The sequence below is a fragment of the Pseudoalteromonas sp. APC 3224 genome (genome assembly GCF_030407535.1).
Lineage (GTDB): Bacteria > Pseudomonadota > Gammaproteobacteria > Enterobacterales > Alteromonadaceae > Pseudoalteromonas.
The window spans coordinates 15,209-42,004 of the sequence record NZ_JASDDF010000011.1 but is presented as its reverse complement, the minus strand read 5'-3'; the positions used below and the strand labels follow the sequence as shown (position 1 = coordinate 42,004).

Below are 26,796 nucleotides of genomic sequence, written 5' to 3'. Positions count from 1 at the left end.
GTTAGTAAAATTAAACACCGCGCTTGTAGCAAGCGCGGTGTTTTTTGTCTGATGAATTTTTAACACTCAACTGAATGGCTCGCTGTAGAAAATGCCGCAAACTTAAAAGCACTACCAAAATGTATTAAATGAGTTTATTTAAGAGAGTATTAATCTAATTTTTCATATAGCTGATATACATACCTATGAAAAATATCCGATACTTTTAATAATGCTGTCATGTTCAATGAATATTTTTTCTTTTCAAAAGAGTACCTAAAGTCAACAAAACTTGAATCAATATGCTCTAAAACTAAATCTAGTGACTTAAAATCACTAGGATAGTCAGAGTCCAAATAACAAAGTCGTAAACCATTTTGTAAATTTTCTGGAACTTTCTCAAAGAGTTTTGTTAGCCTATGGCCATTAATATCAGATTTTGAATAAAGATCTTTGTAATTACCAAAACTATCTCTACCATCATAATAAGTTTTTGCACTTAGACTTTTAATATACAACTCTACAGAAAAAGATGCGCATGTAATAAATGGAGAGCCTGGATGCTTTCTAACATATAAAGCATGAGCAGCATCATTAAACTCTATTGCCTTACCCATAATTTCTCTATTAGGGATATTTGTCGAAAAAATATTATTCATAACTACTCAGGTGTTTAATTTAGATTATTAGAAATTTAAACGAATAAAATAATAAATTATTTAACATATTTTTCTTAATATAAATAAGATAAAAAACCTAAGCAACAACTCATATTTTACTTTCTTTAGCCTAAAACCTTTAACCTAACACCTTTACTATACCTAGCTATTCTCAAACATTGGTACTTTGCGTTTATCTGCTTTGCTCATTGCCAGCTCTTGTATATCTTGCTGCTTTTGCTCACTTGGTTTTGTTTCTAGGGATTGCTGATTAGCATCTTCAAATACCAGTTCGGTTAGTAAGGCAAAATGATCGGAGCCATATTTAGCAAGGCGCTTTATCCGTTTTACACTAAAGCCTTTTGAATGAAACAAATGATCAAGCGGCCAACGCATAAAAAAGTAATTAGCATGAAAAGTATTAAAAAAACCACGGCCTTTACGGGGGTCTAAAAATCCACTAATTTGCATAAATAAACGAGTACTGCGTGACCAAGCAACATCATTTAAATCGCCAGCGACTATCGTAGGCCGAGTTGAATCTTTAAGAGCTTTAGCCACCATTATTAATTCGCTATCGCGCGGGCGTGATGAATCTTCTTCGGTTGGGCTTGGTGGCGCGGGATGAATAAAATGCCCCTGCATTTTTAACCCTTGGTGGTTTTCAAATAAAATATGAATAGAAGGAATGTCATCTTCTATAAGTGCACAAATTTGTGCATCGAGTATGTTAAATTTACTAAATACATGCATGCCGTAGCGGTTATCTTTTGGGCACTGTACTTGATAAGGGTAGTTTTTTTTAAGCACGGACAATTTATCTTGCCACCAACTATCGCTTTCTAAGGTGATAAGTAAATCGGGCTGATATTTATCGACTAAGTTAATTAACTGCTCACTATGTCGATTCGACATCAGTACATTAGCGGATAAGATTCTGATGCTATGATCACTACTTTTTGGCGCTGTTAATACTTCTTTTTTAGCAAACCAAGTGTAGGGATAAATCCACTTAGCTTGAAGCGCACAAATAATTAAAGCAACAGCCGCTATTAATGAGTATGCAATAAAGTCGATTTGCCACATACCTATTAGTGCAACGATAATTACAGCGCTTGCTAGGTAGCACACCTGCAAGCGCACAAAGTCGCAACTACGTATCAAGTAATGCTGACTGTATGACAGGGGTAATAACGTTATTAATAACAACAAGCCAGTAACTATGACCAATACAGTGAGCATTTATAAATCCTAATAGCGCTGTAAAATAGAGAGTATTTCACGAGTGTCGTGCACTAAGTGAATAATAGTGCGATCAACTTCAACTCGCACTGTGTCTCTTTCTCGGTCTATTACTCTAGCACGCTTATAAATGTCATGCCCAAGGATATCACCTTGATGATAAGATCTGTGCCACCCTGGTGGAGTCCACCCTTGACGAATTAACTGCTTGGCTTGTTTCTTAGAAAGCCATTTTTTATTATGGTATTGGTTATTTTTTTGCTTTTTCCAGTGGTGCTTGTTTGCGTGTTTATTCGCATGCTTGCCTGCATGTTTGTCTTTGTGTGGTACAGCAAATGCGTTTGTTGCCGTTAGCGCAAAAACCATTGCTAAAATACTGATTAGTGATTTCATGGCGATTCTCCAGTGTGATCATTACTGAAGAGTATTAACGGCTAAGCCTGAACATTACATGAAATGAGAAAAATTAACGTTGCTTGTACTGTGTTTTACAATGACTGCGCATAATCGCGGGGTCGCGTAACTTTAGGTGTTTAGTTTTACGCCCAGCATGGCGCTTACGCCATACTTTAAATGACCCGCTAGAGATATGCTCCCGCATAAAATTAACTAATTGAGAGTAATTTAGCCCATACAGATTTTCAATGGCTTCAAATGGCGTTCTGTCTTCCCATGCCATTTCTATAATGCGTGATTGCTGTTCTTGGTTAAACATATTAATTCCAAATTTGGTTAATACGCAAAAGTTAAATTTAGCGATCATCACTTGCTTGTGATGTTAAAAATATAACCTCTTTTCATTTATTAACTTTAATTAAGTGTATGATTAATCTACACACTGAAACCGGAGCTAAAAGGATGTTTACAAAACTACCTAAGTGGGTCGAATATGGTGCGTTTACCCTCGCTTTTATTGCCGGTATGGTAAACGCAGTAGGTTTATTAGGGTTTGAACAGCAAGCAATTTCTCACGTTTCAGGGTCGGTGACTTCATTAGCTATTGAACTTACTATCAACATCAAGGCGGCGTTATTTTTAATTGCGATTGTACTGAGTTTTATATTTGGCTCGGCATTAACAGGCTTAATGCTTTCAGGCGGTTCACTTAAGCTAGGCCGCCATTACGATACGCTCTTATTTATTGAGGGTATTTTACTACTGTTAAGCGCACAGCTACTTCAATATTCCTACCCTTACGCACTTACACTTGCTTCTGCGGCCTGCGGCTTACAAAATGCTTTAGCCACTAACTACAGCGGCGCAGTTGTGCGAACCACTCACTTAACCGGTATTTTTACCGATCTGGGTTTGATGCTTGGTAAAGCCCTAAAAGGAGAAGCTTTTGACAATAGAAAATGCTTGGTCTTTGTATTAATTATTGCCGGGTTTTTAGCCGGCGGAGTGGTAGGTGTATTACTATTTAAACATTACTCAGTGCTCACTTTAGTTTTTCCGGGCATTTTTTGTATTGTTTTATCGATTACTTATCGGGTTTATAGGTTGAGTGTGCTTTAACCAATTCACAAAATCCCCTACCCTAAACTTATCAAATTGCCGATGTGCTGGAATTTATGAAATATTACTATTTACCCCCGTTATTGTTATGCAGTCAGTTAGGTTTAATTAATAGTGCGTGTGCTGAAGATACCGCGCAATCAATTGAACGTATCACCACCACAGCATCGCGTAGTGAAGCGCTTTCCACGCCATTACCACTGGTGATCAGTGTATTAAGTGAATCACAGCTTGAGCTTATAGCTCCTACCCATGTAGAGGAAGCGCTACAACGCGTTGCAGGTGCCAATGTCCAACGTGGGAATGGCCAAGAGTATTTACCGGCTCTGCGCTCGCAAGTACTTTCTGGAACGGGCGCTTGTGGTGGTGTTTTAACCGCAGAAGATGGCATAGCTCTTCGTGCAGCTGGTTTTTGTAATATCAATGAACTATTTGAAGCGCATAGCGAAATGGCAGAGCGTGTTGAAGTATTAAAAGGCCCAGGTTCTGCGCTATATGGTTCTAATGCAGTGCATGGTGTAATTAACGTTATTACCCCTGACACTACGCAAGGTGGTGGTTTACTAGGCTTTGATTATGGCTCTTATGGTTATGCTCGCTATAAATTACGTGCAGGCCATGCCATGGATAATTCAGGCCTAGGTATTAATGCTAGTTTTACGGATGATAGCGGTTATCGAGATGACGAAAGCGTAAAGCAACAAAAAATAAATGTGCGCCATCGCTATAATAATAACAACTTAAGCTTAGTTTCTGGGCTTACGTATACCAATTTAGATCAACAAACTGCTGGTTATATTAGCGGTTTTCAAAGCTATAAAGATGAAGATATAGCACAGCAAAATTTTGATCCTGACGCCTTTAGAAAAGCTCGCTCGCTTAGGGCTTGGAGTAAAGCAAGCTGGCAATTAGGAGAGAACACTCTAGTTGTTACTCCTTATATTCGTGACCAAAGCATGGACTTTTTTAAACACTTTTTACCCGGCACACCACTTGAAAAAAATAGCCAAACTGGGTTTGGTCTACAATCGCTTTATCAGCATTATGTGAACGACAATACCAACCTAAAGCTTGGTTTTGATGGTGAGTTTACCCAAGCCGATTTTTTACAAACCCAAGATAAACCGACTCAAGGTTCTGCGTTTTTAGTGGCCACCGTGCCGCAAGGTAAACATTACGATTACCAAGTCGATGCCACCTTATATGCCCCATTTGCCGCTATTGATTGGCAGCTAAATAATTGGCTTATAACTGCAGGTCTACGTTATGAGCATATGCAATATAACTATCAAAACAATATGCTTACAGGGCGTACGAAAGAAGATGGCAGTAAATGTGGTTTTGGTGGCTGTCGTTATAGTCGCCCCGAGAGCACTAAAAACAGCTTTAGTAATCTTTCGCCAAAACTCGGTGTGAGCTATCAGCTTAATATTAACAATACACTATACGCTAACTTTTCAAGAGGCTATAGAGCCCCACAAGCAGCTGAGCTTTATCAATTACAACGCGAGCAAAGTACTGCCGACTTAGATGCAGAAATAGCAAATAATGCTGAGTTAGGTATTAAAGGGGTGTACAACAATACTCGCTACGGTTTGTCGGCTTATGCGATGAGCAAGCACAATACCATCTACCGTGACAGTGACTTTTTTACTGTTAATGACGGCCAAACTCGACATCGTGGCATTGAGCTTGAGTTAGCACACAGCTTTAATCAGCACTTTTCGATTAATTTTGCAGGTACTTATGCCAAACATACGTACTCGAATGAGCAAATCATCGGCAGTATTAATATTAAAGGTAACGATATTGATACCGCACCTCGAAAGGTCGCTAATATCGATTTTAACTGGCAAGCCAACGAGCGTGTTAACCTTGCTCTGCAATGGCACTATGTGAGTCGCTACTTTACCCACCCTGAAAACTTACATGAATATCAAGGTCACGATATTTTAAGCTTGCGCGGCCAATGGCAAATAAGCCCACAGCTATTACTGAGTGCGCGAATAATAAATCTAACCAACACGGCTTACGCACAGCGCGCAGATTACACTAGTTTTACTGGCGATCGTTACTTCCCAGGAAAACCGCGTAATGCCATGTTGTCTGTAAGTTACCAATGGTAAAACAAAAAATGCGCTATATAAGCTATATAGCGCATTCTTTTTATTCATTTATTTGCTTATCTAACGGCCAGTACAATTAGACCAGGCACCACAAAGAACGACCCTAACACATAGCCTAATGCAGCTGATTTATTCTTTGTACCAATTTCGGCTAGCTTTTCGGCTAACTTAAGCGGAATTTCACGTAGTACAGGAATTCCGTAAATTAGTGCAACCGCAAATACATTAAACATAACGTGTACTAAAGCAATCGTTAGCGCCACTTCAGCCATAGGCCCTGTGATTGATGTGGCGGCTAATAAAGCGGTAATGGTTGTACCAATATTAGCCCCTAGCGTAAATGGATAGATTTGACGTGTAGTAAACACACCACTTCCCGCAAGTGGGATCATTAAACTCGTGGTAGTTGATGACGACTGAACCATAACTGTTACCGCCGCACCTGATGTTATACCTGCGATAGGCCCGCGCCCAATTGCACCATGCAGTATATCTTTTGCAGTGCCAACCAATGCTTTTTTAAGTAGTTTACCTAATGTAGTTACGGCAAATAAAATCAAACAAATACCTGCTATAACCATCGCTGCACCTAGCATTTTTGTGTCTAGGAAGCTAAATGCATCTTTTATTACACCCACAGCAGGTTTAACAAGTGGTTTAATAAAGTTGTAGCTCTTTAATGATAAGTCGGCATCACCAATAAATAGGTGCGACAGAGCTGCGGACATTTTTTGCAGCAAACCAAACATTATCTCAAGCGGTAAAAATATAATAACGGCAAATAAATTAAAGAAATCATGAACCGTTGATGCTGCAAACGCACGTTGAAACTCTTCTTTAGAGCGAATATGACCAATAGACACTAAGGTGTTAGTAATAGTCGTACCAATATTTGCACCCATCACCATTGGAATAGCAATACTTAACGGTAAACCGCCAGCAACAAGGCCCACTATTACTGAAGTAACCGTTGATGACGATTGCACTAGAGCCGTTGCCAAAGCACCTAATAATAATGCAATAAACGGGTTGGTTGCGAATGCAAAAATTTCTTTTGCTCCCTCAGTACCGCCCGACGCTAATTTAAAACCACCACTGACAGTACCAACGGCTACTAGGACTAAATAAACTAAAAAGGCGATAGCAGCCCAGTTAAGCGTTTTTATTAATAGCGTATTGCGCTTTGATTCACTCATGTTTAAATCTCAATTTTTGTCTTACCGATTATGGCATTTTGATGACGTTTTTGTTTCAGAGCGCATTAGAACACCTAAATATTACAGAAATATTTCAATTCGATTAACGTGCTTCTTTATTCATAACTTAAAAATATAAGATTAAAAAATCGAGTATAAGGCAAGCCATAACTTTAAAAATAAGTAATTAAAAAATTGATATTAAATTACATAGCGAAGCACTGAGTAGAAGCAATTGAGCACTAAGTTAAAATGTATTTAAGTAATGAATTAACTAAGTTCTGATGATCTTTTAAGGTTGAATTTTCAGCTGTTCCAAAGGCCATGCTAAGAGGCGATTTACTCTTTGTTGCCTGAATGGGTATAGGTAAGGAACATGAGCAAGACGCGGAAGCTTTGCTCGTTTTTCACTTATTCTTACAGGGATGTAAGCCAGTAGAATAACGCAGGAGCAGTTATCGAACCCACAAGGTTACAAACCTCGTATCGCGATTGAATTGCTCTAGTTTTAACGAATCTCAATCCGCAAAGGTCAGTAGACCCTAGGTATTTGAAACGGTTTTATGGACTTTACCTGATATTACTAGAGGCATTGCCTAGCATTAGACTAGGCAATATTAACAAAGCATCAATTGATAATTGGATAAAAATTAACATTATGATTGATACAAATTCGCTTGTTTTATACTGGCAAAATCATTAAAACGTACCCCGTGTTGGCGCATCACTTCAAGGATTTTTTTACTGATCATTTGTCGTAAATAAAACGGCTGATTCGGCACAAAATGATGAATAGTATGAGTATGCCCAAAGTTAAAGCAAAATAAATTAAATGGTATAAATAAACGGCTAGTAATAACATGAGTTTGTTCAAGCATATTATTCACACCGCCGTAATAATGCATACTTGAAGTAACAAAATTAAGTGAGCTCGAACGCACAATGTTAGGCACAATCAGCACCACCATTAGAAATTCGAACACATTCATTACATCAAGTAGAAATACCGGTGAGTTAGCCGCAATTGGGGTAAATAAATTGATTAAATGAAACGCTATCACACTGTATAAAATAGCAAAATAAGCAGTGGTAATTGGAAAACCAGCATTAAACACTTTAAAAAAACTAAACCCTTTAATTTCTCTACTAAAACGTTTTGCATTAATTAATAAGCCGAGTAATCCATCAATAATTACTAAGGCACGTAAAAACGGATTTTTAATACCATTACCTACCAAACGTTCTTCTAAATCTTGCTCAGTACCCGACGTTTTATGATGATGTAAATGCATCTTGCGACGGTACCATGGGCTTATGGTATTAGGTCGCATCAGCCACACGGTTAACATCATAAAATTATGCAAAAATGGTTGGTTGCTAAAATACTGCTTATGAATTAAGTCGTGCTCAAGTTCATGGGAAATTGAGGTAGCAATCGCCGCTAAAATGACACATAACCACGCGGGTATAATAGCAAAATAATACAGCGTACCAATTCCTATTAACGCACTTAATGAGAGTAGTAAAATAGCCATTCCTAAGGTATTTTGATGCATTAATAGCGGGTGTTTTTTACGCAGCAATGCTTCTTCAGCCTTAATCGCTTTTACAATGGCTTGAATATTCTGTTTTGCGGTTAATTGAGTCATGATGTTTTATTCGCAACAAGAGGTTAAGGTATATAATACCCGAGTCAAAACACATTGCACAACTTAGCTAACTCATATCAATGAAAAATACGATTAAAGTCAGGCCTGTGTTTACTATCTAACCTTAGTTCTGGATAAGAAACCTATCTCAAGCAGAGCTTAAGGTTAGGTAAACCAAAACGTTTACAGGCCAAGTTTAGATCAAAACCTACTGCTTATAAAAGTAGCAATGTTGGACACATTTTTTGTAATTAGAATCCGGCCACTCAAATCTTAGGCATAAAAAAACCCCAACCAATTTGGTCGGGGCTATAAAAAGTGGTACCAGCGGCCGGACTTGAACCGGCACGCCTTTCGGCAGGGGATTTTGAATCCCCCATGTATACCAATTTCATCACGCTGGCATCATTTTTCTTTAACCTTCTAACACGAGAAGATAAAGAAAAACCACTTAAGAGTGAAAGATTATGTACCCTCTCCCATCTCATTGCTTAGCATTATACAAACAATGAGCAAAGCGGCAAGCGTTTTATGTATTAAGCGTGATCGACCGCTTAACATTTAGGCAACCATTAACATTTGAGCCAATACCGAGTTAAGCACGTAGCGTAATAGGTAGTATTTAACGGCTTATTTGCTAAACTATCGCGCACATTAACAGTGAGAGTATATTTATGTCGGCTGAGTTTCCACGAGCAGGGTTTTGGCGTCGTTTTGCGTCATTGGTGTACGACACATTAGCTATTATCGCTTTTGCGATGCTAACGGTGGTATTGTATTTATTTGCTATTCAAGGGCTTATTTCCCTTGATGTTATTGCCCTTAATGGCGCTGAAGATGTATCTGCACGTATTCAGGATTCACTATTACTTTCTGGTATTCGCAGCTCGCTGCTGGTGCTTGTTGGCTTGATATTTTTTGGTTATTTTTGGACTAAGAGTGGGCAAACAATTGGTATGCGCGCATGGCGCTTAAAAGTACAAACCAACCAAGGAAGTTTAATTAGCTGGCCACAAGCTATTATCCGCAGTATCAGCGCATTACTTGGTTTAGGGAATTTAGTGGTATTAGTCGACTTTAAAAATAAAAAAGCACTGCAAGATTACTTTTCAAAAACCGAAGTAGTTACGCTCACCAAAGAAGAAAATAAACGCGTTTATCGCGAACTAGATTAATACTTAATCTAGTGAATTTGTATAACCTCAAGCTAAAGCATAAAAAACGCGGCACTTTTAAAAAAGGCCGCGTTTTTATTTAAGCTTTAAGTCTAGCTACATCCGCTTATTCATTAAATAAGCTGCAAACCCAGTAAATAAAATGCTCGGCAGAACGGCACCTACAATGGCTGGGATTTGATATACCATTACCACTGGGCCAAATATCTCATTAGTTAAGTGAAACACTATCCCCGTTACCACTCCCATGATAATTCGTGCCCCCATAGTTACGGTTCGCAGCGGACCAAATATAAACGATAAGGCAACCAACAACATCACAGCAATAGACACTGGCTGCATTAATTTACGCCATAACGCTAAATCATAGGTACTGGTGTCTTGCTCATTTTGCTGCAAATAAGCTAAATATGACCACAATCCTGAAAACGACAATGACTCTGGTTTTACTGAAACCACGCCAAGTTTTTCACCGGTAAGCTGAGATGGGTAAAACTCTTCAGTAACTTGCTCCGTGGTAATAAGCTCTTCATTGATCAATACTTTGTTCACATCGCGCAGTAGCCAGCCATTATCACGCCCTACTGCTTCTTTTGCTTTAGTAATTTGTGTAAGTTGCAACGACTTATCAAAGTGGTACATATTTACGCCGCGGAGCATGCCATTTTGGTCAACATCTTCAATATTAATAAAGTTACTGCCATCTTTAGCCCACACGCCTTTTTGTGCATTAAATACATCCCCGCCATGAATAGCTTGGTTACGCATTTCTTTGGCGTGCAGCTGAGCAGCGGGCGCCCCCCACTCACCTAGCGCCATTACGCACAGCGCCATAAAAATTGCTGTTTTCATTACCGAGCCAATGATTTGTAAACGCGACATACCCGCGGCTTGCATTACTACCAACTCACTATTAGAAGCTAAAGCGCCTAGCCCAGTTAAGCCACCAATAAGTGCTGCCATTGGGAAAAACACCACTAAATCGCCGGGCATACTATAAATGGTATATAGCAAGGCGGTCATAATATCGTAACTACCACGGCCAACCGATTTAAGCTGCTCTATAAATTTTATTAAAGTACTGATCCCCACCAACACCATTAGTGCAAATCCAGTCGTTTGCATAATGCTACGGCCTAAATACCAATCAAGCGTTTTCATCATATGTGTTGCTCCCGTTTAGTCACGACAGCCTTCAGCCAAACACCTAATGGGCGGCCTTTAATAATTAATAAACTACCTATAAATAATGCACTTAGGTGAATCCACCATAGGCCAATAGAGGGCGGAATTTTCCCATCTTCTACCGCAAACTTAGCCGCGTTGAGTAAAATGAAATACCCTAAATATAAGCTCAAAGCAGGCACTAATTTAGCAAATTTACCTTGGCGTGGATTAACAACGCTCAGGGGTACTGCTAGTAAAGTTAATAATGGAATAGATAACGGAATAGCTAAACGCCATTGCCACTGTGCAATTGCTTCTGGAGTGTTAATAGACATTAACTCACGAGTTGGCACGGCTTCTAACTTACGACGTTGATGTTCTATTTCTTGCTCGCGAATTTGTACGCTGTAACCATCAAACTCAGTTAAGTTAAGTGAAGGCGCTTCGCCGTCAGTTTCATAGCGCTTACCATCAGTGAGCACTAACTGCTGCTCACCATTTTGCGCTTCAATAACAACGCCCTGCTCTGCATAAACTAAACGCGCTAGGTCACTTTTTTCACTATCGGGTAGTTGTGCCACAAAAACTTTGTTGAGCTCTTTGCCGCCATTTTCAATATTATGAATAAACACCACGGCTTTTTCGTTACCGGTTTGTTGAAAACGTCCAGCTCGAAGTGCAGATAAACCAGCATCAGCTTTGGCTTGCTCTTTAAGTTGGTATTCTTGTTCGCTTGCCCACGGTGCAATATACAAAGTAAGTACCGCGGCCAACAACGCTAAAATGACACTTGAAATTAGCGTAATACGCACTACATACCACTCACTCACGCCACAGGCTTTAAGTACTGTCATTTCACTGTCGGCGTAAATCCGGCTGTAAGCTAAAATAATTCCTAAAAATAAGCTCAGAGGCAAAATTAACGATGCCAACTGCGGCAATTTAAGCGCAATCATGGCAAACACAAGCTTTGCTGGGATACTACCTTCTGAGGCATCACCAAGAATGACAACAAACTTTTGCGACAAAAATATGGTCATTAAAGTTAAAAATACGGCGACCTGCGATTTTAAAACCTCAGTGGTCAAATAACGGAAAATTAGCAACATTCGCCCCTGTTAAACATGGAATTTCAATTTAGTAATAAAAAACAATGAGTGAACTAGTTAATTCACTCATTTTAAATGAGTATTAAGCACATATTATAAGCCATCAATATTAATTATCCTACCTAACATCACGATATAATGTTGCATTAGTAACCCTTAAGCATATAAAGTTCAAATACACAGTAAGAGTCGAGTAAAATCTACTAATATTAGCGCTAGACCTAAAAATTTAGGTAAAAAGACTAGAAAACACATTTTTAGTCCCAACTTAGCTTCTATAGATGACTCAAAATCAGGAGTGACAATGGAATTCAACGTAAAAAGTGGTAGCCCAGAAAAACAACGCAGTGCATGTATTGTTGTTGGCGTATACGAACCACGCAGGTTATCCCCCATTGGTGAACAACTTGATAAAATCAGCGATGGTTATATCTCAAATTTATTACGTCGTGGCGACTTAGAAGGTAAGCCTGGGCAAGTACTACTATTACACCATGTACCTAATATTTTAAGCGAACGTATTCTACTCGTTGGCTGCGGTAAAGAACGCGAACTAGACGATAAACAATATAAACAAATTATTTCAAAAACTATCAACACCTTAAATGAAACAGGCTCGATGGAAGCAGTGTGCTTTTTAACTGAGCAACACGTTAAAGGCCGTGATACCTATTGGAAAGTGCGTCAAGCGGTAGAAACAACCCAAGACTGTTTATACACCTTCAATCAGCTAAAAAGTAAGAAAGTAGACCCACGTCGTCCACTGCGTAAAATGGTATTTAACGTTCCTACGCGCCGCGAACTGACTATAGGTGAAAGTGCCATTGAGCATGGCCTAGCGATTGCTGCTGGTAGCAAATTGTGCAAAGACGTTGCCAATATGCCGCCTAATATTTGTAATCCAGCGTATCTTGGCGAGCAAGCCAAAGAACTTGAGACTAATTTTGACAACATCACTGTTGAGCTGATTGGCGAAGATAAAATGGCAGAACTAGGTATGAACTCATACCTAGCAGTTGGTCGTGGCAGTGATAACGAATCGGTTATGTCGGTAATTAACTACAAAGGCGCAGGCGATGACCAAGCGCCTATCGTATTAGTTGGTAAAGGCTTAACCTTTGACTCAGGCGGTATTTCATTAAAACCAGGCGAAGGCATGGATGAAATGAAATACGACATGGGCGGTGCTGCTGGTGTTATTGGTGCCATGCGCTCGCTTGCACAAATGCAGCTACCTATAAATGTAATTGGCGTTTTAGCCGGTTGTGAAAACATGCCAAGCTCAAACGCCTATCGCCCAGGTGATATTTTAACCACTATGTCTGGGCAAACGGTTGAAGTACTTAATACTGATGCCGAAGGCCGTTTAGTGTTATGTGACGCGCTAACCTATGTTGAGCGTTTTGAACCAGAAACCGTGATTGATGTGGCAACATTAACCGGTGCATGTATTGTTGCTTTAGGTGCCCATGCTACGGGTTTATTAGCAAACCATAATCCACTGGCGCATGATTTATTAAAAGCGTCTGAGCAAAGTGGCGATCGTGCATGGCAACTGCCATTATGGGATGATTATCAAGATCAACTAGAAAGCCCATTTGCCGACTTTACTAACTTAGGTGGCCGAGCTGCAGGTACTATTACTGCGGCCTGTTTCTTATCTAAATTTACTAAAAAGTATAACTGGGCACATTTAGATATTGCCGGTACGGCATGGCGCAGCGGCGCTAAAAAAGGCGCAACGGGTCGCCCTGTACCTATGCTAACTCAGTATTTATTAAACCGAGCAGGCATTAGCGAAGCAACCCAAGACTAACAAACCTGTAAAAGGCTTCACAGCCCTATATAGAGTATAAAATAAGGCGCTTTTAAAGCGCCTTATTTATTGGGTATTAATTGAAGCAAACCCCGTTATATGGCAAAATCCCCTTCTTAATTTGTGTGTATTTAATAACAGCACAATCAATGTCATGGGAAATCCCGATACAATGAACATGAATGCCCAGTTTTTCATTTTAAAGCAACAAGATGAGTCATTAGCTAAAGCCGATGATCACTTTGCTTTAGCAGCTCAAATAGCTGGGCAACAGTATCGGCTTGGTCAACGCGTATTTATTTTTGTAGACAGCGAAGCAACCGCCAACAGCATTGACGAAACTATTTGGACATTTGATGCCGACAGTTTTGTGCCCCACAATTTACAAGGTGAAGGCCCAAAAGGCGGCGCACCTGTAGAAATTGGCACAACACCACCTGTTGGTAATCGTAAAGTATTAATTAACTTGGCCAATCACTTACCGGATTTTATTCGTCGGTTTAACCAAGTTTTTGATTTTGTACCCGTAGAGCCCGTAGCCAAACAAGCCGCTCGTGAGCGCTTTAAAAAACTACGCCAACTCGGTGCCAATATCACCACGCAAGATATTAATCGCTAACGCTCACTGCGTACAAAGCTAACTAACTCATTTAAGTACTTATTTAAGGTTCTGTGTAATGGATAAAACCTACAATCCGCAAGATATTGAACAGTCTCTATATCAAGACTGGGAACAAAAAGGCTACTTTAAGCCATCTGGCCAAGGCACCCCATATTCAATTATGATCCCGCCGCCAAATGTCACGGGTAGCTTACACATGGGCCACGCTTTCCAAGATACCATCATGGATACCTTAACGCGCTTTAAACGTATGCAAGGTAACAATACATTATGGCAAGTAGGTACTGACCACGCAGGTATTGCCACGCAAATGCTAGTAGAGCGAAAGCTTGCGGCAGAAGAGGGTAAAACACGCCATGATTTAGGCCGTGATACATTTATCGATAAAATTTGGGAATGGAAAAACGAGTCTGGTGGCACAATCACTAAACAACTTCGCCGCCTAGGTGCTTCTGTTGATTGGGACCGTGAACGTTTTACTATGGACGATGGCCTATCAGAAGCTGTTAAAGAAGTATTTGTACGCCTTCATAAAGAAAACCTAATTTACCGTGGTAAACGCCTAGTAAACTGGGATCCAAAATTACACACTGCGATTTCTGATCTTGAAGTAGAAAACAAAGACAAACAAGGCCATATGTGGAACTTACGTTACCCACTAGCTGATGGCGTAAAAACGCAAGACGGTAAAGACTACATTGTTGTAGCCACTACGCGCCCAGAAACTATGCTGGGTGACTCAGGTGTGGCAGTAAACCCAGATGACGAGCGCTACCAAGACCTAATCGGTAAAGAGGTTTTACTACCAATCGTTAATCGTCGTATTAAAATTGTTGCCGATGAACATGCCGATAAAGACAAAGGTACGGGCTGTGTAAAAATAACCCCTGCGCACGACTTTAACGATAACGAAGTTGGTAAGCGCCACAAGATGCCGATGATTAACATCTTCGACAAAGACGCGGCTATTTTAACCCAAGGTGAAACATACACCTTTGATGGTAAAGAACTTGAATTTGATGCGCCAATTCCTGAGCGCTTACATGGCCTTGACCGTTTTGACGCACGTAAAGCGATTGTTGCTGAATTTGAAGAGCTAGGCCTACTTGAAAAAATTGAAGACCATGGCCTAACTGTTCCTTACGGAGATCGCTCTGGTGTGGTAATTGAACCACTACTTACTGACCAATGGTATGTACGTGTTGCACCACTTGCTGAACCTGCAAAAGACGCAGTTAAAAACGGCGACATCCAATTTGTACCTAAGCAATACGAAAACATGTACTTTTCGTGGATGAACGACGTACAAGATTGGTGTATTTCACGTCAGCTTTGGTGGGGTCATCGTATTCCAGCTTGGTACGACAGCGAAGGCAACGTATACGTTGGTCGTGATGAAGCTGAAGTACGCCGCGATAACAATATTGCAGATAGCGTAGCACTAAGCCAAGACGAAGACGTTCTTGATACCTGGTTCTCATCAGCACTGTGGACGTTCTCAACCCAAGGTTGGCCTGAAAATACTGATGACTTAAAAACTTTCCACCCATCTGACGTGTTGGTAACCGGTTTTGATATCATTTTCTTCTGGGTTGCACGTATGATCATGATGACGCTGCACTTTATAAAAGATGAAAACGGCAAACCACAAGTTCCTTTTAAAACCGTGTATGTAACTGGCTTAATACGTGACGATAACGGCGATAAAATGTCTAAGTCAAAAGGTAACGTACTTGACCCACTAGACATGATTGACGGCATTGGCCTTGAAGACTTAGTACAAAAGCGTACTGGTAACATGATGCAGCCTAAACTTGCCGCTAAAATTGAAAAAGATACCCGCAAAGTATTTGCAAACGGTATTGAAGCACACGGTACCGACGCACTGCGCTTTACCCTAGCAGCCATGGCTTCAACTGGTCGTGATATAAACTGGGATATGAACCGCCTTGAAGGCTATCGTAACTTCTGTAACAAGTTATGGAACGCGAGCCGTTACGTATTAATGAACACAGAAGAGCAAGATTGTGGTTTTAACGAGAGCGAAAAGCAGTACTCGTTAGCTGATCGTTGGATTCTAGGTCAATATGAAGCCACGGTTAAAACCTACACTGAGCACCTTGATAACTACCGTTTTGATTTAGCGGCGAACACGCTGTATGAATTCACCTGGAACCAGTTTTGTGATTGGTACCTAGAGCTTACTAAGCCGGTACTATTTAAAGGCAATGAAGCTCAGCAACGTGGTACACGTCATACACTTATTACTGTACTTGAAAGCTTACTGCGTTTAATGCACCCAATGATGCCTTATATCACAGAAACGATTTGGCAACGTGTAGCACCACTTGCAGGGCTTGAAACAACAGGCACTAGCATTATGGTTCAAGGCTTCCCTGTTTATAACGCAGCAAGTGTTGATGCTAAAGCGATGGATGACTTAGAATGGGTTAAACAATTCATTTTAGCGATTCGTAATATTCGTGGTGAAATGGATATTAGCCCAAGCAAGCCGCTATCAGTATTATTAGCCAATGCATCGAGCGACGATGTACGCCGTATTAACGAAAATGAATCGTTTTTAGCGTCACTCGCTAAGCTTGAAGCATTTACTCTGCTTGAAAACAAAGACGATGCCCCAGCGTGTGCAACCTCTTATGTTGGCAACCTTGAGATTATGATCCCAATGGCGGGGTTAATTGATGTCGAAGCTGAGCTTGCACGTATAAACAAGCAACTTGAAAAAGCTGAGAAAGGCCTAGCGCAAGTGCAAAACAAACTGGCTAACGAAAAGTTTGTTAACAATGCACCTGAAGCGGTACTCGCTAAAGAAAATGCTAAGCTAGCTGAATTTACCGATGCTAAAACAAAGCTACTAGAGCAAAAAGTTAAAATAGAAAGCTTATAATTAAACCAGTACGAATGGCTTATGCCATTCGTAAACAGTTAATTTATAAGTATAAAAAAGCCGCTTACTTCATATGAAGTAAGCGGCTTTTTTGTGTCTAGGCTCTAGGCTCTAGGCTCTAGGCTCTAGGCTCTAGGCTCTAGGCAGAATTAGAATGTGTAGTTGTACTGTGCGCCTAACAATACTGCATGACCTTTTGATTCAAAAGACCATTGCTGTGGTAATGTTTCGCTTTCTACTTTTTCAGTAAAGTTTTGTGTTTTACCACGTAATACGCTCACACCTAAATCAACATTTGAGTTTTCATCGATCGCATAGTTACCACCAAACGAGAACCAAAAACGGTCTGTATCAGGGATAGAAATTGATAAATGCTGTTGTGATACTGGTGATTCATCAAACGCAAAACCAGCACGAAGCATTAAGTTTTCACTGTACTGGTAATCAGTACCGATTGAGTAGCGCAGTGCATCAGAGAAATCTTCTGTTTTTTCAAACGCGCTGAACTTACCACCTGTAGGTGCAGTAACTTGTGCTTCTAATGAATCAAAGCTGCTCCAACCTGTCCACAATACGCTGTAGTGAACGCCTAGTTTTTTATCTAATTGGTGAGAACCAGAGAACTCAGCAATTGCTGGTAATGTAATTTCAACTGAGCCAGGTAATTCAACTTGACCGTTTAACCCACCTGGAATAAATGAAGGTAGTTCATTCGAGTACTCACCTTCAAAAGTAATATCTGTTTCTGTACGGTAATTAAAACCAAAGCGGCTATTTTCATCTAATTGGTACATTAAACCAACGTTTAAGCCGTAACCCATGTCATCACCTTCAAGGTGAACAGCATCAGCACTTGCAGGAATAGATGCAATAGCAGGGTTTACTGGAGGTACAACACCAAACTTACGAATAATCTTCGCTTCTGCATAAATTGCATTTAAACCAATACCAAAGCTAAACTGCTCTGAAACTTTATAAGCAACGCTTGCGTTCATGTTTACCGTAACAATTTCAGTTTCACCGGCAATTTGGCCAGCTGCGTAATCATCGTTAAACTCAGTTGCTAAGCCAAAGTTAGAAAATGCACCAAAACCAACTGATACTTTATCATTTACTGGCATAGTGAAATAACCAGCAGGAATAATCGCGCTCGGTGCGATGCTGTCATCATCTAGTACGCTGTTATCTAAACCGTAGACATTACCTGTACCTTCAAGGCTCACGTCAGGAATTACAGCCATAGCTGCAACACTAAGTTGCTTCTCTTTAAACAACGTCATTAATGCTGGGTTACGTGCAACCACAGACGCATCGTCTGCTACAGACGCTTCACCTGCGTATGCGCGGCCTAAACCAGATACGTTTTGTTCAGCAAGCTGAAAAGCCGCTGCAAAGGTATCAGCTGAAACAAATGCCAGCGATGCCGCAATAAGAGTTTTAGTAAATTTCATTGTTGTGTCCTTAGCCAAACTCACTGTTTGGATAGCTATGTGTGTTGTTATTAGGATTTCAAACCCGCGTACACTACCTTAATTTTTTATAAAAAACTCTAATAAAACGTTAAAAAACATCAAAAAACACGTTTTTTAACTACATTTTAACAACTATTTAAAACTCATCGGAGCAGAAGTATGGTATTAGAGTATATACTCTAATGCTATTAATTCTCATTTGCATTGACTTAACTTGCGTTGCAATTTACACTGCCAATAAAGTCACCAAGGGAGAAGACAGTGATCATTTTACTTATTGTTACAGCGCTTATTTTTTGCGGTATAAGTGTTTATTTTTTTTATAAAGCAAATTATTGCGCGTGTACGCAGGCAGGTAAATGTGACAACCCAGTCAATCACTATTGGTTAGCAGCCATTAGTATGGCGATTATTTCTTTGGTTTTTTGCTGCTTAGCACTGCATGTAGAATTAGGTACGTTATTGTGGATAACGTTAATGGGTAATTGCTTTTTAGGTGGGTATATTTCTGCTAAAACAAACAGAAAAAGACGATGCCAAAAGACTAAAGCAGTAGATGCTCTTTTAAAAGTCGAGGCAAGTTAATTTTATAATCAGCAGGTTTTACACTTGCTTGTATTTTTACTTCATCATTATTTAAGCTCAAATCAATATCTTTTGCGGTAACATGATGGTTATGTTTTGCGTTATAAAAAAGCTTAACTTTAGGTTTAATTGGGTTTGAATGATTGCCCTCTAGGACCAAGGCCAAACGCTCATTGGTTAACTTAACAATAGTACCCACAGGGTGAACACCTAAGCACTTTATAAATAGCTGTACTAACTCTGCATCAAATAGCTGTTTGTTTGCCAACAAATAACGCAGTGCATTTATAGGCTCGTCCCCTTCTTGATGCGGCCTGTCTGCTGTGAGTGCATCGTATACGTCAACAATCGCTAAAATCCGAGCAGGACGACTTATTTTGCTGTCATCGACTCCTCGAGGATAACCAGAACCATCAAGGCGCTCATGATGATTTACAATCATATCCAGCATTAAAGTGGTGATACCTTTCTCACCTTTTAATAACCCTAAGCATTGTGCAACATGCTTTTTTATTGCCGTCATCTCATTACCCGTAACTTTGCCAGGCTTTGAGAATATTCCTAGAGGTAATTTAGCCTGCCCTAAGTCATGCATCAGTGCCCCCATAGCAAGCTCCTGAACCACTTCGCGTTTATACCCTAAATACTTAGCGAATACCGCTGTAAATATGGTGCAATTGATCATATGACGCCAGTTATAGCTATGTTTATCTTTTATGCGAGTTAAAATAGTCATAGCATGTTCATTGCGAAATACAGAGCTAACTATTTCATTACTTATCTCATTAAGCGCATCAGTATTCAGAGACAAACCTGAGGTTAAATCACCAAAAATACTTTGTAGTTTTCTGTTGTGGGCATCATAACTAACGCTGGCTTTGGCAAACTCTTGTTGCAAGCTGACAACTCGCTTTTTACTGGCGGGCTTGTCTTGATTTGTAGCAGCGGCTTGTGGTTTTTCTTTTTCTTTATATTTAGCCGGTACAGCCACATCACTTTTCGTAAAATCAATAAGAAGCTCTAGCACTCCTTCAGTGATTAAACGCTGAATTATAGATTTATCACGTACCAAACCGCTGGTTTTAATTTTTATACCATCCACACTCTCCTGCTGCTTCGTCACGCTATTTACGTACATGCCGGGAATGAGCTCTGATATAGGTAAGGTAACTAACATAAATGTGAGGGGTTCTATAATTAAGGGATATTTACTTTAATAGCATTATTTGGCTATAAAAGTCTAGCTTTTGATTTTAGGGTAATAATAAATCATTAATACTAACAATCTTGCGACTGTTAATACTAAACTAAAAACACAGCACTGAATATACGCCTAACGGTGTAAATTAGATTGCTACAAGCATTATTATTTAACGAAGAATAAAAATAGCAAGCTAGTTTAAATAGCTTTAATGGTTTTTAAGGGGAGTAAAAAGTAAACGCAAATGGCGCTCTCGGTAGGGATCGAACCTACAACTCAGCCTCCGGAGGGCCACGTGATATCCATTTCACCACGAGAGCACATTTGTTGCCGCCACATCAACTCGCGATATCAATGCTTTAGCATGCGCAATGATAAAGGCATCTTGGTATAAATACCAGCATGTTGCGTTTACATGTCTATAATTTAAACTAATCACTTAACAAAAGGCGAAAAAAGCGCTATTTATTTATATTCTATAAAAAAACAGTAACGCTTTAGACACATATTATCTATTATTGTCACTGAACGGATAGATTTAAACATGAGGAAGTAATTATGAAGTTAATGTCAACAGAACAAGTTGCTGAGTTTTTAGGAGTTAAAGTCGAGCGAGTTAAACGTTTAACACGCGAAAGCTTACTTATTGCCAAAAGTGAAGATGCTAATGGCGAACCACAATATGACTCCGATGAAGTAGCTAAATATAAAGAGCTAGCAGCTCGATTTGGTGGGCTTTAATTCCCCATTGATGCTAAAAGCTCATCCAATTGCGCGCGCAGTTCAACAACTTTGTTGTTGATAGCGCGTTGCTCATACCAGCCTATACATAACAGCAAATAAACTACTTGGTAACACTCAAGCTTGTGCATAGATAGGTAAAATAGCTCTGACGCCGTATATACTTGATAACTTTTAAGCAAAGCCTGTTTAGCTGAACTATCTAAGTTAAAACTAACGGCTAGCGCAGCAAGATCAAAATAAACATCGTTAGTTTGAGCGTATTCAAAGTCAATTAAATAGACGCCTTTTGGGTTAACGATTATATTTTCTTTTACTAAATCATTATGGCAAAAGCCGTGTTCTATGGGCATATTCGCAATGCTTTCCAGTACTTTATTTAAGTACTTATCAAACTGTTTAAACACCAATAAATGCCGATAGGCTTGCAATTGTGATGCAATATCCATCGTTTGAGCATCAGTTGTATAAGCGTGTACTTTAGCCAGCTTAGCTAATAGCGGCATAGCTAAGTAAGACTCTGCAACCTCTCCCTCTACATAAGTAAAAGCCGCTCGCTTATTTTGTTTATCGAGCCAAATAGGTGCAGGGCAAACTTGCTGCTTACTAAGCTCATATTGTGCATTTAGCGCGACTTCTGGCCAACATGATTGATAACATTTTAATAAGTAAGATTGGGAGTCAGTACGTATTAAAAAGTTATCGTTACTTAAACCATTAACCAAATACTCTGTTGAGGTTATTTTGCTAGGTGCTAAAAACGCACTACAAATATTAACTAACTGAGAATGCTGGTTCATGAATTATAGTTGCGCCATTGGTTTTGCTTGGCTTTGCTCATACTCTTCGTACCACGTTTTAAACCCCCACGCTGCCATAACGGTATAAAATATAAAAAGCACGAGTGTTGGGTAATAACCTTTTTCATAATACAAATACATTGATGCAGCATCAATCACTATCCAATATAACCAATTTTCGAGTACTTTTTTAGCTACTAGGTAAGTGGTGACTACTGCAAAGCAGGTAGTAAAACTATCCAGATAAGCAAAGTCTGCATGAGTGTAATTTTGCATCACGTAACCAATCGCTAATGACGCTAGCGTGGTTAATACTATTAAAATGATATGTCGGTTCACAGGCCACGATGTAATCAAACGTTGCGCTTGATTAGCTTTACCTTTTCGCCACACAACCCACCCAAACACAGCCATGTACATGTAATAAAAGTTCAGTAATGACTCCATTAGCAACGCGCCATTCCAATACATTATGGTATAAATAAGCGTACTAAAAAAAGCCGCAGGCCAGCACCATAAATTCTCTTTTATGGCTAATAATAAATACGCCATTGATAAAGCCACCGCAATATACTCCCAATGCGACATGGCAGTGAAACCACTCAGTATTTGCGTTATAAAATCCATCATTATAAAACGACCGTATTTGTTAGGAGGTTATTCGGGAGATAAATCGCCCGAGATAAATTTACACACAAAGATAGCTTTACCATATTGCTCGTATGAATGTTTAATCTCTGTACTGATCACTTGCATTACTAAGTCATAATCACCAAATATTTGAGTCGACATGGTATTCGTGATCACTTTGAGCTCTTCATAGGCATTTACTCTGTCGATAAAGCCTTTAATAAAAGGAATATAATCTTGATGAAGCGGGTATTTACTGATCTCTACTGATAATTTCATTTCAAACTCAACTTTTTAATTATTTGATTTCAACTAATCATTCAACGCAACTTAAATACAGTGTAAAATTACACTAACACTCAATATAACTGAGCTTATTATGGCACGCAGAATTACCTATACTTTTAAAAATCAACCGCGCGAAATTAACTTCGCAAAAGATAAATACCACGATATGTATCAGGCTATTGCGGCTGCTGAGGGTATCGATTTAACTAATTACTTAAACATGGTACGCCAAATTGAAATGACCTCTAAAGGTTCATCGGCGGTACGCAATTTTCGCGACCAAGAGTTTGCACGTATGGGCTTTAGCGATATTTACTTTATAAAAGAGTAACGATACCGATTAAGTGAGCATCACGATCATTCTAGTAATGTAAACTTACTGGGTATTTTTAAAGTAAATATTAGCGCTGGTACTCATAACTTACGCGTGGTGTAATATTACACAATAACTCGTAAGATATAGTATCAGCACATTGTGCAATCTCTTCTACTGGTAACTCCGGTCCCCACATAATCACCTCATCACCCACTTCGACGTTGTGCTCATTATTACCTATATCTAGGGTGATCATGTCCATGGCTACACTACCCACAATACCGTAACGATGACCATTTATAATCACAGGTGTGCCTTCTTTCGCATGACGCGGATAACCATCACCATAGCCCAGTGCAACCACAGCCAACATCGTAGGCTTATCACTATGCCAGCGGCCGCCATAACCTACTTGTTCATGTGCCCCTACATTGCGCACTGCTATTACCTTAGTGGTTAAGCGCATTACAGGCTTTAATTGATGATCTTTACCTGTGTGATTAGCCATAGGCGATACACCGTAAAGCATTAATCCAGGTCTAACCCAATCACCATGACCACTTGGCCACGCTATAATTCCCGCAGAGTTTGATAAACAATGGGCTTGATCAACCTCTTGGGTTAAATTATCGAACAAACTTATTTGCTGCACTGTTTTAGTATTTTTTACATCATCGGCACAGGCAAAGTGAGTCATTAAATTTATTTTGTTCTGTGCATTTGGGCTGGCCTGTAGTCGCTGATAAAACATATCAAACTGCTCAGGCGCAATACCTAAGCGATGCATCCCGGTATTTATTTTTAACCAGCAATTTAAAGGCGCATCTAGCTGCACATTCTCCAGCATTTCTAGCTGTATCTCGTCATGAATAATAGTTTGAAAATTATTCGCCAGTAAAATAGGTAAGTCTTCTTGATGAAAAAAGCCTTCTAGCAACACAATTGGTTTTGTAAGGCCACCTGCTCGCAGCGCTAACGCTTCATCTATACGCGCAACCGCAAATGCATCCGCTTCATTTAAGTGTTGCGCAATAGTGACTAAACCATGCCCATAAGCATTAGCTTTTAATACCGCCATTACTTTACTATTGGGCGCAAAGCGTTTTACCTGTGCTAGGTTGTGTTCAAGCGCGGTTAAATTAATTTCAGCAGTGGCTAAGCGCATTAGTAATCATCATCTACAGCAGGCCCCGCGTAATTATCAAAGCGAGAGAATTGACCTTGGAAGGTTAGGCGCACTTTACCAATCGGACCGTTACGCTGTTTACCGATAATAATTTCGGCAATGCCTTTTTCAGTACTGTCTTCGTTGTATACTTCATCACGATAAATAAACATGATCAAATCGGCATCTTGCTCAATAGAGCCCGACTCACGTAAATCTGAGTTAATTGGACGTTTATCAGCACGTTGCTCTAGAGTACGGTTAAGCTGCGATAGAGCAACAACCGGACACTGCAACTCTTTTGCTAATGCTTTGAGTGAGCGTGAAATTTCGGCAATTTCTAAGGTACGGTTATCTGACAAGCTAGGTACACGCATTAATTGCAGGTAATCGACCATGATCATACTAATACCGCCATGATCACGTGCTATACGACGTGCACGTGAGCGAACATCGGTAGGTGTTAAGCCTGAGGCATCATCAACGTACATTTTGCCTTTTTCCATGAGTAATCCCATGGTTGATGAAAGGCGCGCCCAGTCATCGTCATCTAGCTGACCAGTACGTACTTTAGTTTGGTTAATTCGGCCAAGGGACGCCAGCATCCTCATCATAATTTGTTCAGAGGGCATCTCTAGTGAGTAAATAAGCACTGGCTTGTCTTGAGTCATTGCGGCATGTTCAGCAAGGTTCATCGCAAAAGTGGTTTTACCCATTGATGGACGCGCTGCCACAATAATTAAATCAGATGGCTGCAAGCCTGTAGTCATTTTATCAAGATCAGCATAACCCGTGCTCACACCGGTCACACCATCTTGTGGTGATTGATAAAGCTCTTCTATTTTATCAACGGTTTTTTCAAGTATGTTGTGAATGCTTTGTGGGCCTTCACTACTTTTTGTACGCTGCTCAGCAATTTTAAATACTTTACTTTCAGCAAAATCAAGTAAGTCGTGGCTAGTACGCCCTTCAGGATTAAAGCCCGCTTCGGCTATTTCATTGGCAACACCAATCATTTCACGAACAACGGCGCGCTCGCGAACAATACTTGCGTAAGCGTCAATATTGGCAGCACTTGGGGTGTTTTTTGCTATTTCGGCTAAATACGCAAATCCACCAATACCTGACAGCTGGTTATTTTTTTCTAAACTCTCAGAAATTGTGATTAAGTCAATCGGATCACCAATTTCAGCAAGAGCTGTCATCGCCTCAAAAATAAGCTTATGGGTACGGGTATAAAAATCCTGCGCCACAACAAGTTCAGCTACGCGATCAAATGCTTGGTTATCAAGCATTAAACCACCTAAAACAGATTGTTCAGCTTCTATTGAATGGGGAGGAACTTTAAGAGTGTCGACTTGCTTATCTGGTTTGGCCATAACTTCACAGTACTAAAATTGAATAGCTCTATTCTATCGACTTGGCGGGGCTGTGCAAATAGCAAAGCAGGAAATCTTTTCCTGCTTTTTGTTACTTAAAATAAAATAGCTAATTATTGACGTTTAAGTTCGATAACACCGCTAATAGTATTCATCTCTACGCTAGCATCAGTGCCATTAGTATTAAACTTAATTCCACTTGCTGGGCCATATTTGGCTTTTTGTACTTGATCGTTAGTTAACTGGTTGTCAATTTTACCGCCAGCGTGTGCTTCCACCTCAAATTGTGCTGATAAATCAGCAGGGAAATAAAACGCAGCGTTACCACTAACAGATTCAAAACTCACATCAGCATCACTCAGAAGGCGGTTAATTTGTACCTTAACTTCGCCATTAACGGTGCTTATTTGTAACTCTTTAATTGTATCTAAATTAAAGTTAATATCGCCATTTACGTTTTCTAAGCGAATATCATTGGCCGTCGAGTTTGATGTAATATCGCCATTAACCGCACTAAAACGAACTTCACCGCTAGATTGCTGATCATCAATCGAACCATTAACAGTTTCAAATTGAACTTTACCATTAAGTGCTTTTGCCTTGATGTCACCATTTACAGTGGTCAGCTTAATATCGCCATTAAGATCGTTTACTGTAATAGCCCCATTAACTACATCAATTTCAGTACCTTTTTGTAACTCTTTGGCCGTTATAGATGCATTAACACCCACAAATTCTAGCGCACTACTTTTTGGCATAAAAATAGTGAGCGTTGAGCCATTGTTGTTATTATCCCAATTAGAAAGTTCAGGCATTTTCACAATAAACTGGGTTTTATTACCCTGTGTTTTAAGTGTGTAGCCTTGTGCCTTATCATCAAGTTCACCGGTTACTTTAAATTGATTTTTATCCCAACCTGTCACTTTAATATCACCACGCTGGTTTTCAATGTGGATCACCCCAGCATTGGGTACCTCAATTTGCTGATCTATTTTTTCACCAGCAAATACGGCCATGGGTAATAAAGCGATCCCTAATATTATTGCTTTCATTTAT

Annotated in this window: 25 protein-coding genes and 2 tRNA genes; 9 read left to right on the top strand and 18 right to left on the bottom strand. The window is 39.7% G+C overall.

Annotated features, from left to right (window positions below):
* Positions 1-149: 149 nt before the first annotated feature.
* The 4 genes from QL989_RS07715 to QL989_RS07700 form a co-directional block, all read right to left on the bottom strand.
* Positions 150-638: a hypothetical protein gene (locus QL989_RS07715; RefSeq protein WP_138956971.1), complete on the bottom strand. Its 489-nt coding sequence runs from the start codon at positions 636-638 to the stop codon at positions 150-152.
* Between the two features lie 162 nt (positions 639-800).
* Entirely contained in the window at positions 801-1,880 is a 1,080-nt protein-coding gene (locus tag QL989_RS07710; RefSeq protein WP_290169497.1) for an endonuclease/exonuclease/phosphatase family protein, read from the bottom strand.
* A gap of 9 nt (positions 1,881-1,889) precedes the next feature.
* Entirely contained in the window at positions 1,890-2,273 is a 384-nt protein-coding gene (locus tag QL989_RS07705; protein ID WP_290169494.1) for a hypothetical protein, read from the bottom strand.
* 73 nt (positions 2,274-2,346) lie between these two features.
* Positions 2,347-2,595, bottom strand: coding sequence for a TIGR03643 family protein (locus tag QL989_RS07700; RefSeq protein WP_041708743.1), 249 nt, complete (start codon positions 2,593-2,595; stop codon positions 2,347-2,349).
* Between the two features lie 143 nt (positions 2,596-2,738).
* Here QL989_RS07700 and QL989_RS07695 point away from each other — a divergent pair, with 143 nt between their 5' ends.
* Together QL989_RS07695 and QL989_RS07690 are read left to right on the top strand one after the other, a co-directional pair.
* On the top strand, positions 2,739-3,395 hold the full coding sequence (locus QL989_RS07695) for a YoaK family protein (RefSeq protein WP_290169490.1): 657 nt from the start codon (positions 2,739-2,741) through the stop codon (positions 3,393-3,395).
* Positions 3,396-3,451: 56 nt separating this feature from the next.
* Entirely contained in the window at positions 3,452-5,521 is a 2,070-nt protein-coding gene (locus QL989_RS07690) for a TonB-dependent receptor (RefSeq protein ID WP_290169488.1), read from the top strand.
* Positions 5,522-5,577: 56 nt separating this feature from the next.
* Here QL989_RS07690 and QL989_RS07685 read toward each other — a convergent pair whose 3' ends face one another.
* The 3 genes from QL989_RS07685 to QL989_RS07675 all read right to left on the bottom strand — a co-directional run bounded on the left by QL989_RS07685 (position 5,578) and on the right by QL989_RS07675 (position 8,770).
* A complete protein-coding gene (locus tag QL989_RS07685) occupies positions 5,578-6,717 on the bottom strand; it encodes a Na/Pi symporter (RefSeq protein ID WP_008114296.1) in 1,140 nt (379 codons plus the stop codon).
* Positions 6,718-7,373: 656 nt separating this feature from the next.
* On the bottom strand, positions 7,374-8,366 hold the full coding sequence (locus tag QL989_RS07680; RefSeq protein ID WP_290169485.1) for a fatty acid desaturase: 993 nt from the start codon (positions 8,364-8,366) through the stop codon (positions 7,374-7,376).
* A 319-nt stretch (positions 8,367-8,685) separates the two neighbouring features.
* Positions 8,686-8,770 (bottom strand) — tRNA-Leu (locus tag QL989_RS07675).
* Between the two features lie 270 nt (positions 8,771-9,040).
* Here QL989_RS07675 and QL989_RS07670 point away from each other — a divergent pair.
* On the top strand, positions 9,041-9,541 hold the full coding sequence (locus QL989_RS07670) for an RDD family protein (RefSeq protein WP_290169484.1): 501 nt from the start codon (positions 9,041-9,043) through the stop codon (positions 9,539-9,541).
* A 96-nt stretch (positions 9,542-9,637) separates the two neighbouring features.
* Here the strand turns inward: QL989_RS07670 and lptG are convergent, their stop codons facing one another.
* The gene (lptG, locus tag QL989_RS07665) at positions 9,638-10,705 is read right to left on the bottom strand and encodes an LPS export ABC transporter permease LptG (RefSeq protein WP_290169481.1); all 1,068 of its coding nucleotides are present in this window, start codon (positions 10,703-10,705) and stop codon (positions 9,638-9,640) included.
* Positions 10,702-11,814: an LPS export ABC transporter permease LptF gene (gene lptF, locus QL989_RS07660; protein ID WP_036933683.1), complete on the bottom strand. Its 1,113-nt coding sequence runs from the start codon at positions 11,812-11,814 to the stop codon at positions 10,702-10,704. The genes lptG and lptF overlap by 4 nt, the downstream gene beginning before the upstream one ends.
* A gap of 307 nt (positions 11,815-12,121) precedes the next feature.
* On the opposite strand from lptF, the gene pepA reads away from it, so the two are divergent.
* The 3 genes from pepA to QL989_RS07645 all read left to right on the top strand — a co-directional run bounded on the left by pepA (position 12,122) and on the right by QL989_RS07645 (position 17,163).
* Positions 12,122-13,633 (top strand): leucyl aminopeptidase, encoded by a 1,512-nt coding sequence (gene pepA / locus QL989_RS07655; protein WP_054202239.1) that lies wholly within the window; start codon positions 12,122-12,124, stop codon positions 13,631-13,633.
* Between the two features lie 172 nt (positions 13,634-13,805).
* The gene (locus QL989_RS07650; RefSeq protein WP_008112488.1) at positions 13,806-14,252 is read left to right on the top strand and encodes a DNA polymerase III subunit chi; all 447 of its coding nucleotides are present in this window, start codon (positions 13,806-13,808) and stop codon (positions 14,250-14,252) included.
* Between the two features lie 58 nt (positions 14,253-14,310).
* Positions 14,311-17,163, top strand: a complete 2,853-nt coding sequence (locus QL989_RS07645) for a valine--tRNA ligase (RefSeq protein ID WP_290169476.1) — start codon at positions 14,311-14,313, stop codon at positions 17,161-17,163.
* A 149-nt stretch (positions 17,164-17,312) separates the two neighbouring features.
* Here the strand turns inward: QL989_RS07645 and QL989_RS07640 are convergent, their stop codons facing one another.
* Positions 17,313-18,614 carry an outer membrane protein transport protein gene (locus QL989_RS07640; protein WP_138605243.1) on the bottom strand — a complete coding sequence of 434 codons (1,302 nt, stop codon included), beginning with the start codon at positions 18,612-18,614 and terminating at the stop codon, positions 17,313-17,315.
* A gap of 282 nt (positions 18,615-18,896) precedes the next feature.
* Between QL989_RS07640 and QL989_RS07635 the strand changes: the two genes are divergently transcribed.
* Positions 18,897-19,220, top strand: coding sequence for a hypothetical protein (locus tag QL989_RS07635; RefSeq protein ID WP_138605244.1), 324 nt, complete (start codon positions 18,897-18,899; stop codon positions 19,218-19,220).
* Here the strand turns inward: QL989_RS07635 and QL989_RS07630 are convergent.
* Positions 19,180-20,397 (bottom strand): HD domain-containing phosphohydrolase, encoded by a 1,218-nt coding sequence (locus QL989_RS07630; RefSeq protein WP_290169472.1) that lies wholly within the window; start codon positions 20,395-20,397, stop codon positions 19,180-19,182. The genes QL989_RS07635 and QL989_RS07630 overlap by 41 nt on opposite strands.
* Before the next feature lie 269 nt (positions 20,398-20,666).
* Positions 20,667-20,741, bottom strand: a tRNA-Arg gene (locus QL989_RS07625).
* A gap of 238 nt (positions 20,742-20,979) precedes the next feature.
* Between QL989_RS07625 and QL989_RS07620 the strand changes: the two genes are divergently transcribed.
* On the top strand, positions 20,980-21,162 hold the full coding sequence (locus tag QL989_RS07620; protein WP_138605246.1) for a helix-turn-helix domain-containing protein: 183 nt from the start codon (positions 20,980-20,982) through the stop codon (positions 21,160-21,162).
* On the opposite strand, the gene QL989_RS07615 is transcribed toward QL989_RS07620, so the two are convergent.
* From QL989_RS07615 to QL989_RS07605, 3 genes are read right to left on the bottom strand one after another with little or no spacing between them, the layout of a single operon-like run.
* On the bottom strand, positions 21,159-21,962 hold the full coding sequence (locus QL989_RS07615; RefSeq protein WP_290169459.1) for a phosphotransferase: 804 nt from the start codon (positions 21,960-21,962) through the stop codon (positions 21,159-21,161). The two genes, QL989_RS07620 and QL989_RS07615, sit on opposite strands and share 4 nt — an antisense overlap.
* Before the next feature lie 3 nt (positions 21,963-21,965).
* Complete coding sequence (gene pnuC, locus QL989_RS07610) at positions 21,966-22,589, bottom strand: nicotinamide riboside transporter PnuC (RefSeq protein WP_138605260.1); 624 nt, start codon at positions 22,587-22,589, stop codon at positions 21,966-21,968.
* 30 nt (positions 22,590-22,619) lie between these two features.
* Positions 22,620-22,871, bottom strand: coding sequence for a hypothetical protein (locus QL989_RS07605; RefSeq protein ID WP_138605248.1), 252 nt, complete (start codon positions 22,869-22,871; stop codon positions 22,620-22,622).
* 100 nt (positions 22,872-22,971) lie between these two features.
* Between QL989_RS07605 and QL989_RS07600 the strand changes: the two genes are divergently transcribed.
* A complete protein-coding gene (locus tag QL989_RS07600; RefSeq protein WP_004588463.1) occupies positions 22,972-23,211 on the top strand; it encodes a DUF2960 domain-containing protein in 240 nt (79 codons plus the stop codon).
* 70 nt (positions 23,212-23,281) lie between these two features.
* On the opposite strand, the gene alr is transcribed toward QL989_RS07600, so the two are convergent.
* The 3 genes from alr to QL989_RS07585 all read right to left on the bottom strand — a co-directional run bounded on the left by alr (position 23,282) and on the right by QL989_RS07585 (position 26,792).
* On the bottom strand, positions 23,282-24,361 hold the full coding sequence (gene alr, locus QL989_RS07595) for an alanine racemase (protein ID WP_290169454.1): 1,080 nt from the start codon (positions 24,359-24,361) through the stop codon (positions 23,282-23,284).
* Entirely contained in the window at positions 24,361-25,740 is a 1,380-nt protein-coding gene (gene dnaB / locus QL989_RS07590) for a replicative DNA helicase (RefSeq protein WP_010390854.1), read from the bottom strand. The genes alr and dnaB overlap by 1 nt, the downstream gene beginning before the upstream one ends.
* A 113-nt stretch (positions 25,741-25,853) precedes the next feature.
* Positions 25,854-26,792 (bottom strand): DUF4097 family beta strand repeat-containing protein, encoded by a 939-nt coding sequence (locus QL989_RS07585; protein ID WP_010390853.1) that lies wholly within the window; start codon positions 26,790-26,792, stop codon positions 25,854-25,856.
* Between the last annotated feature and the right edge of the window lie 4 nt (positions 26,793-26,796).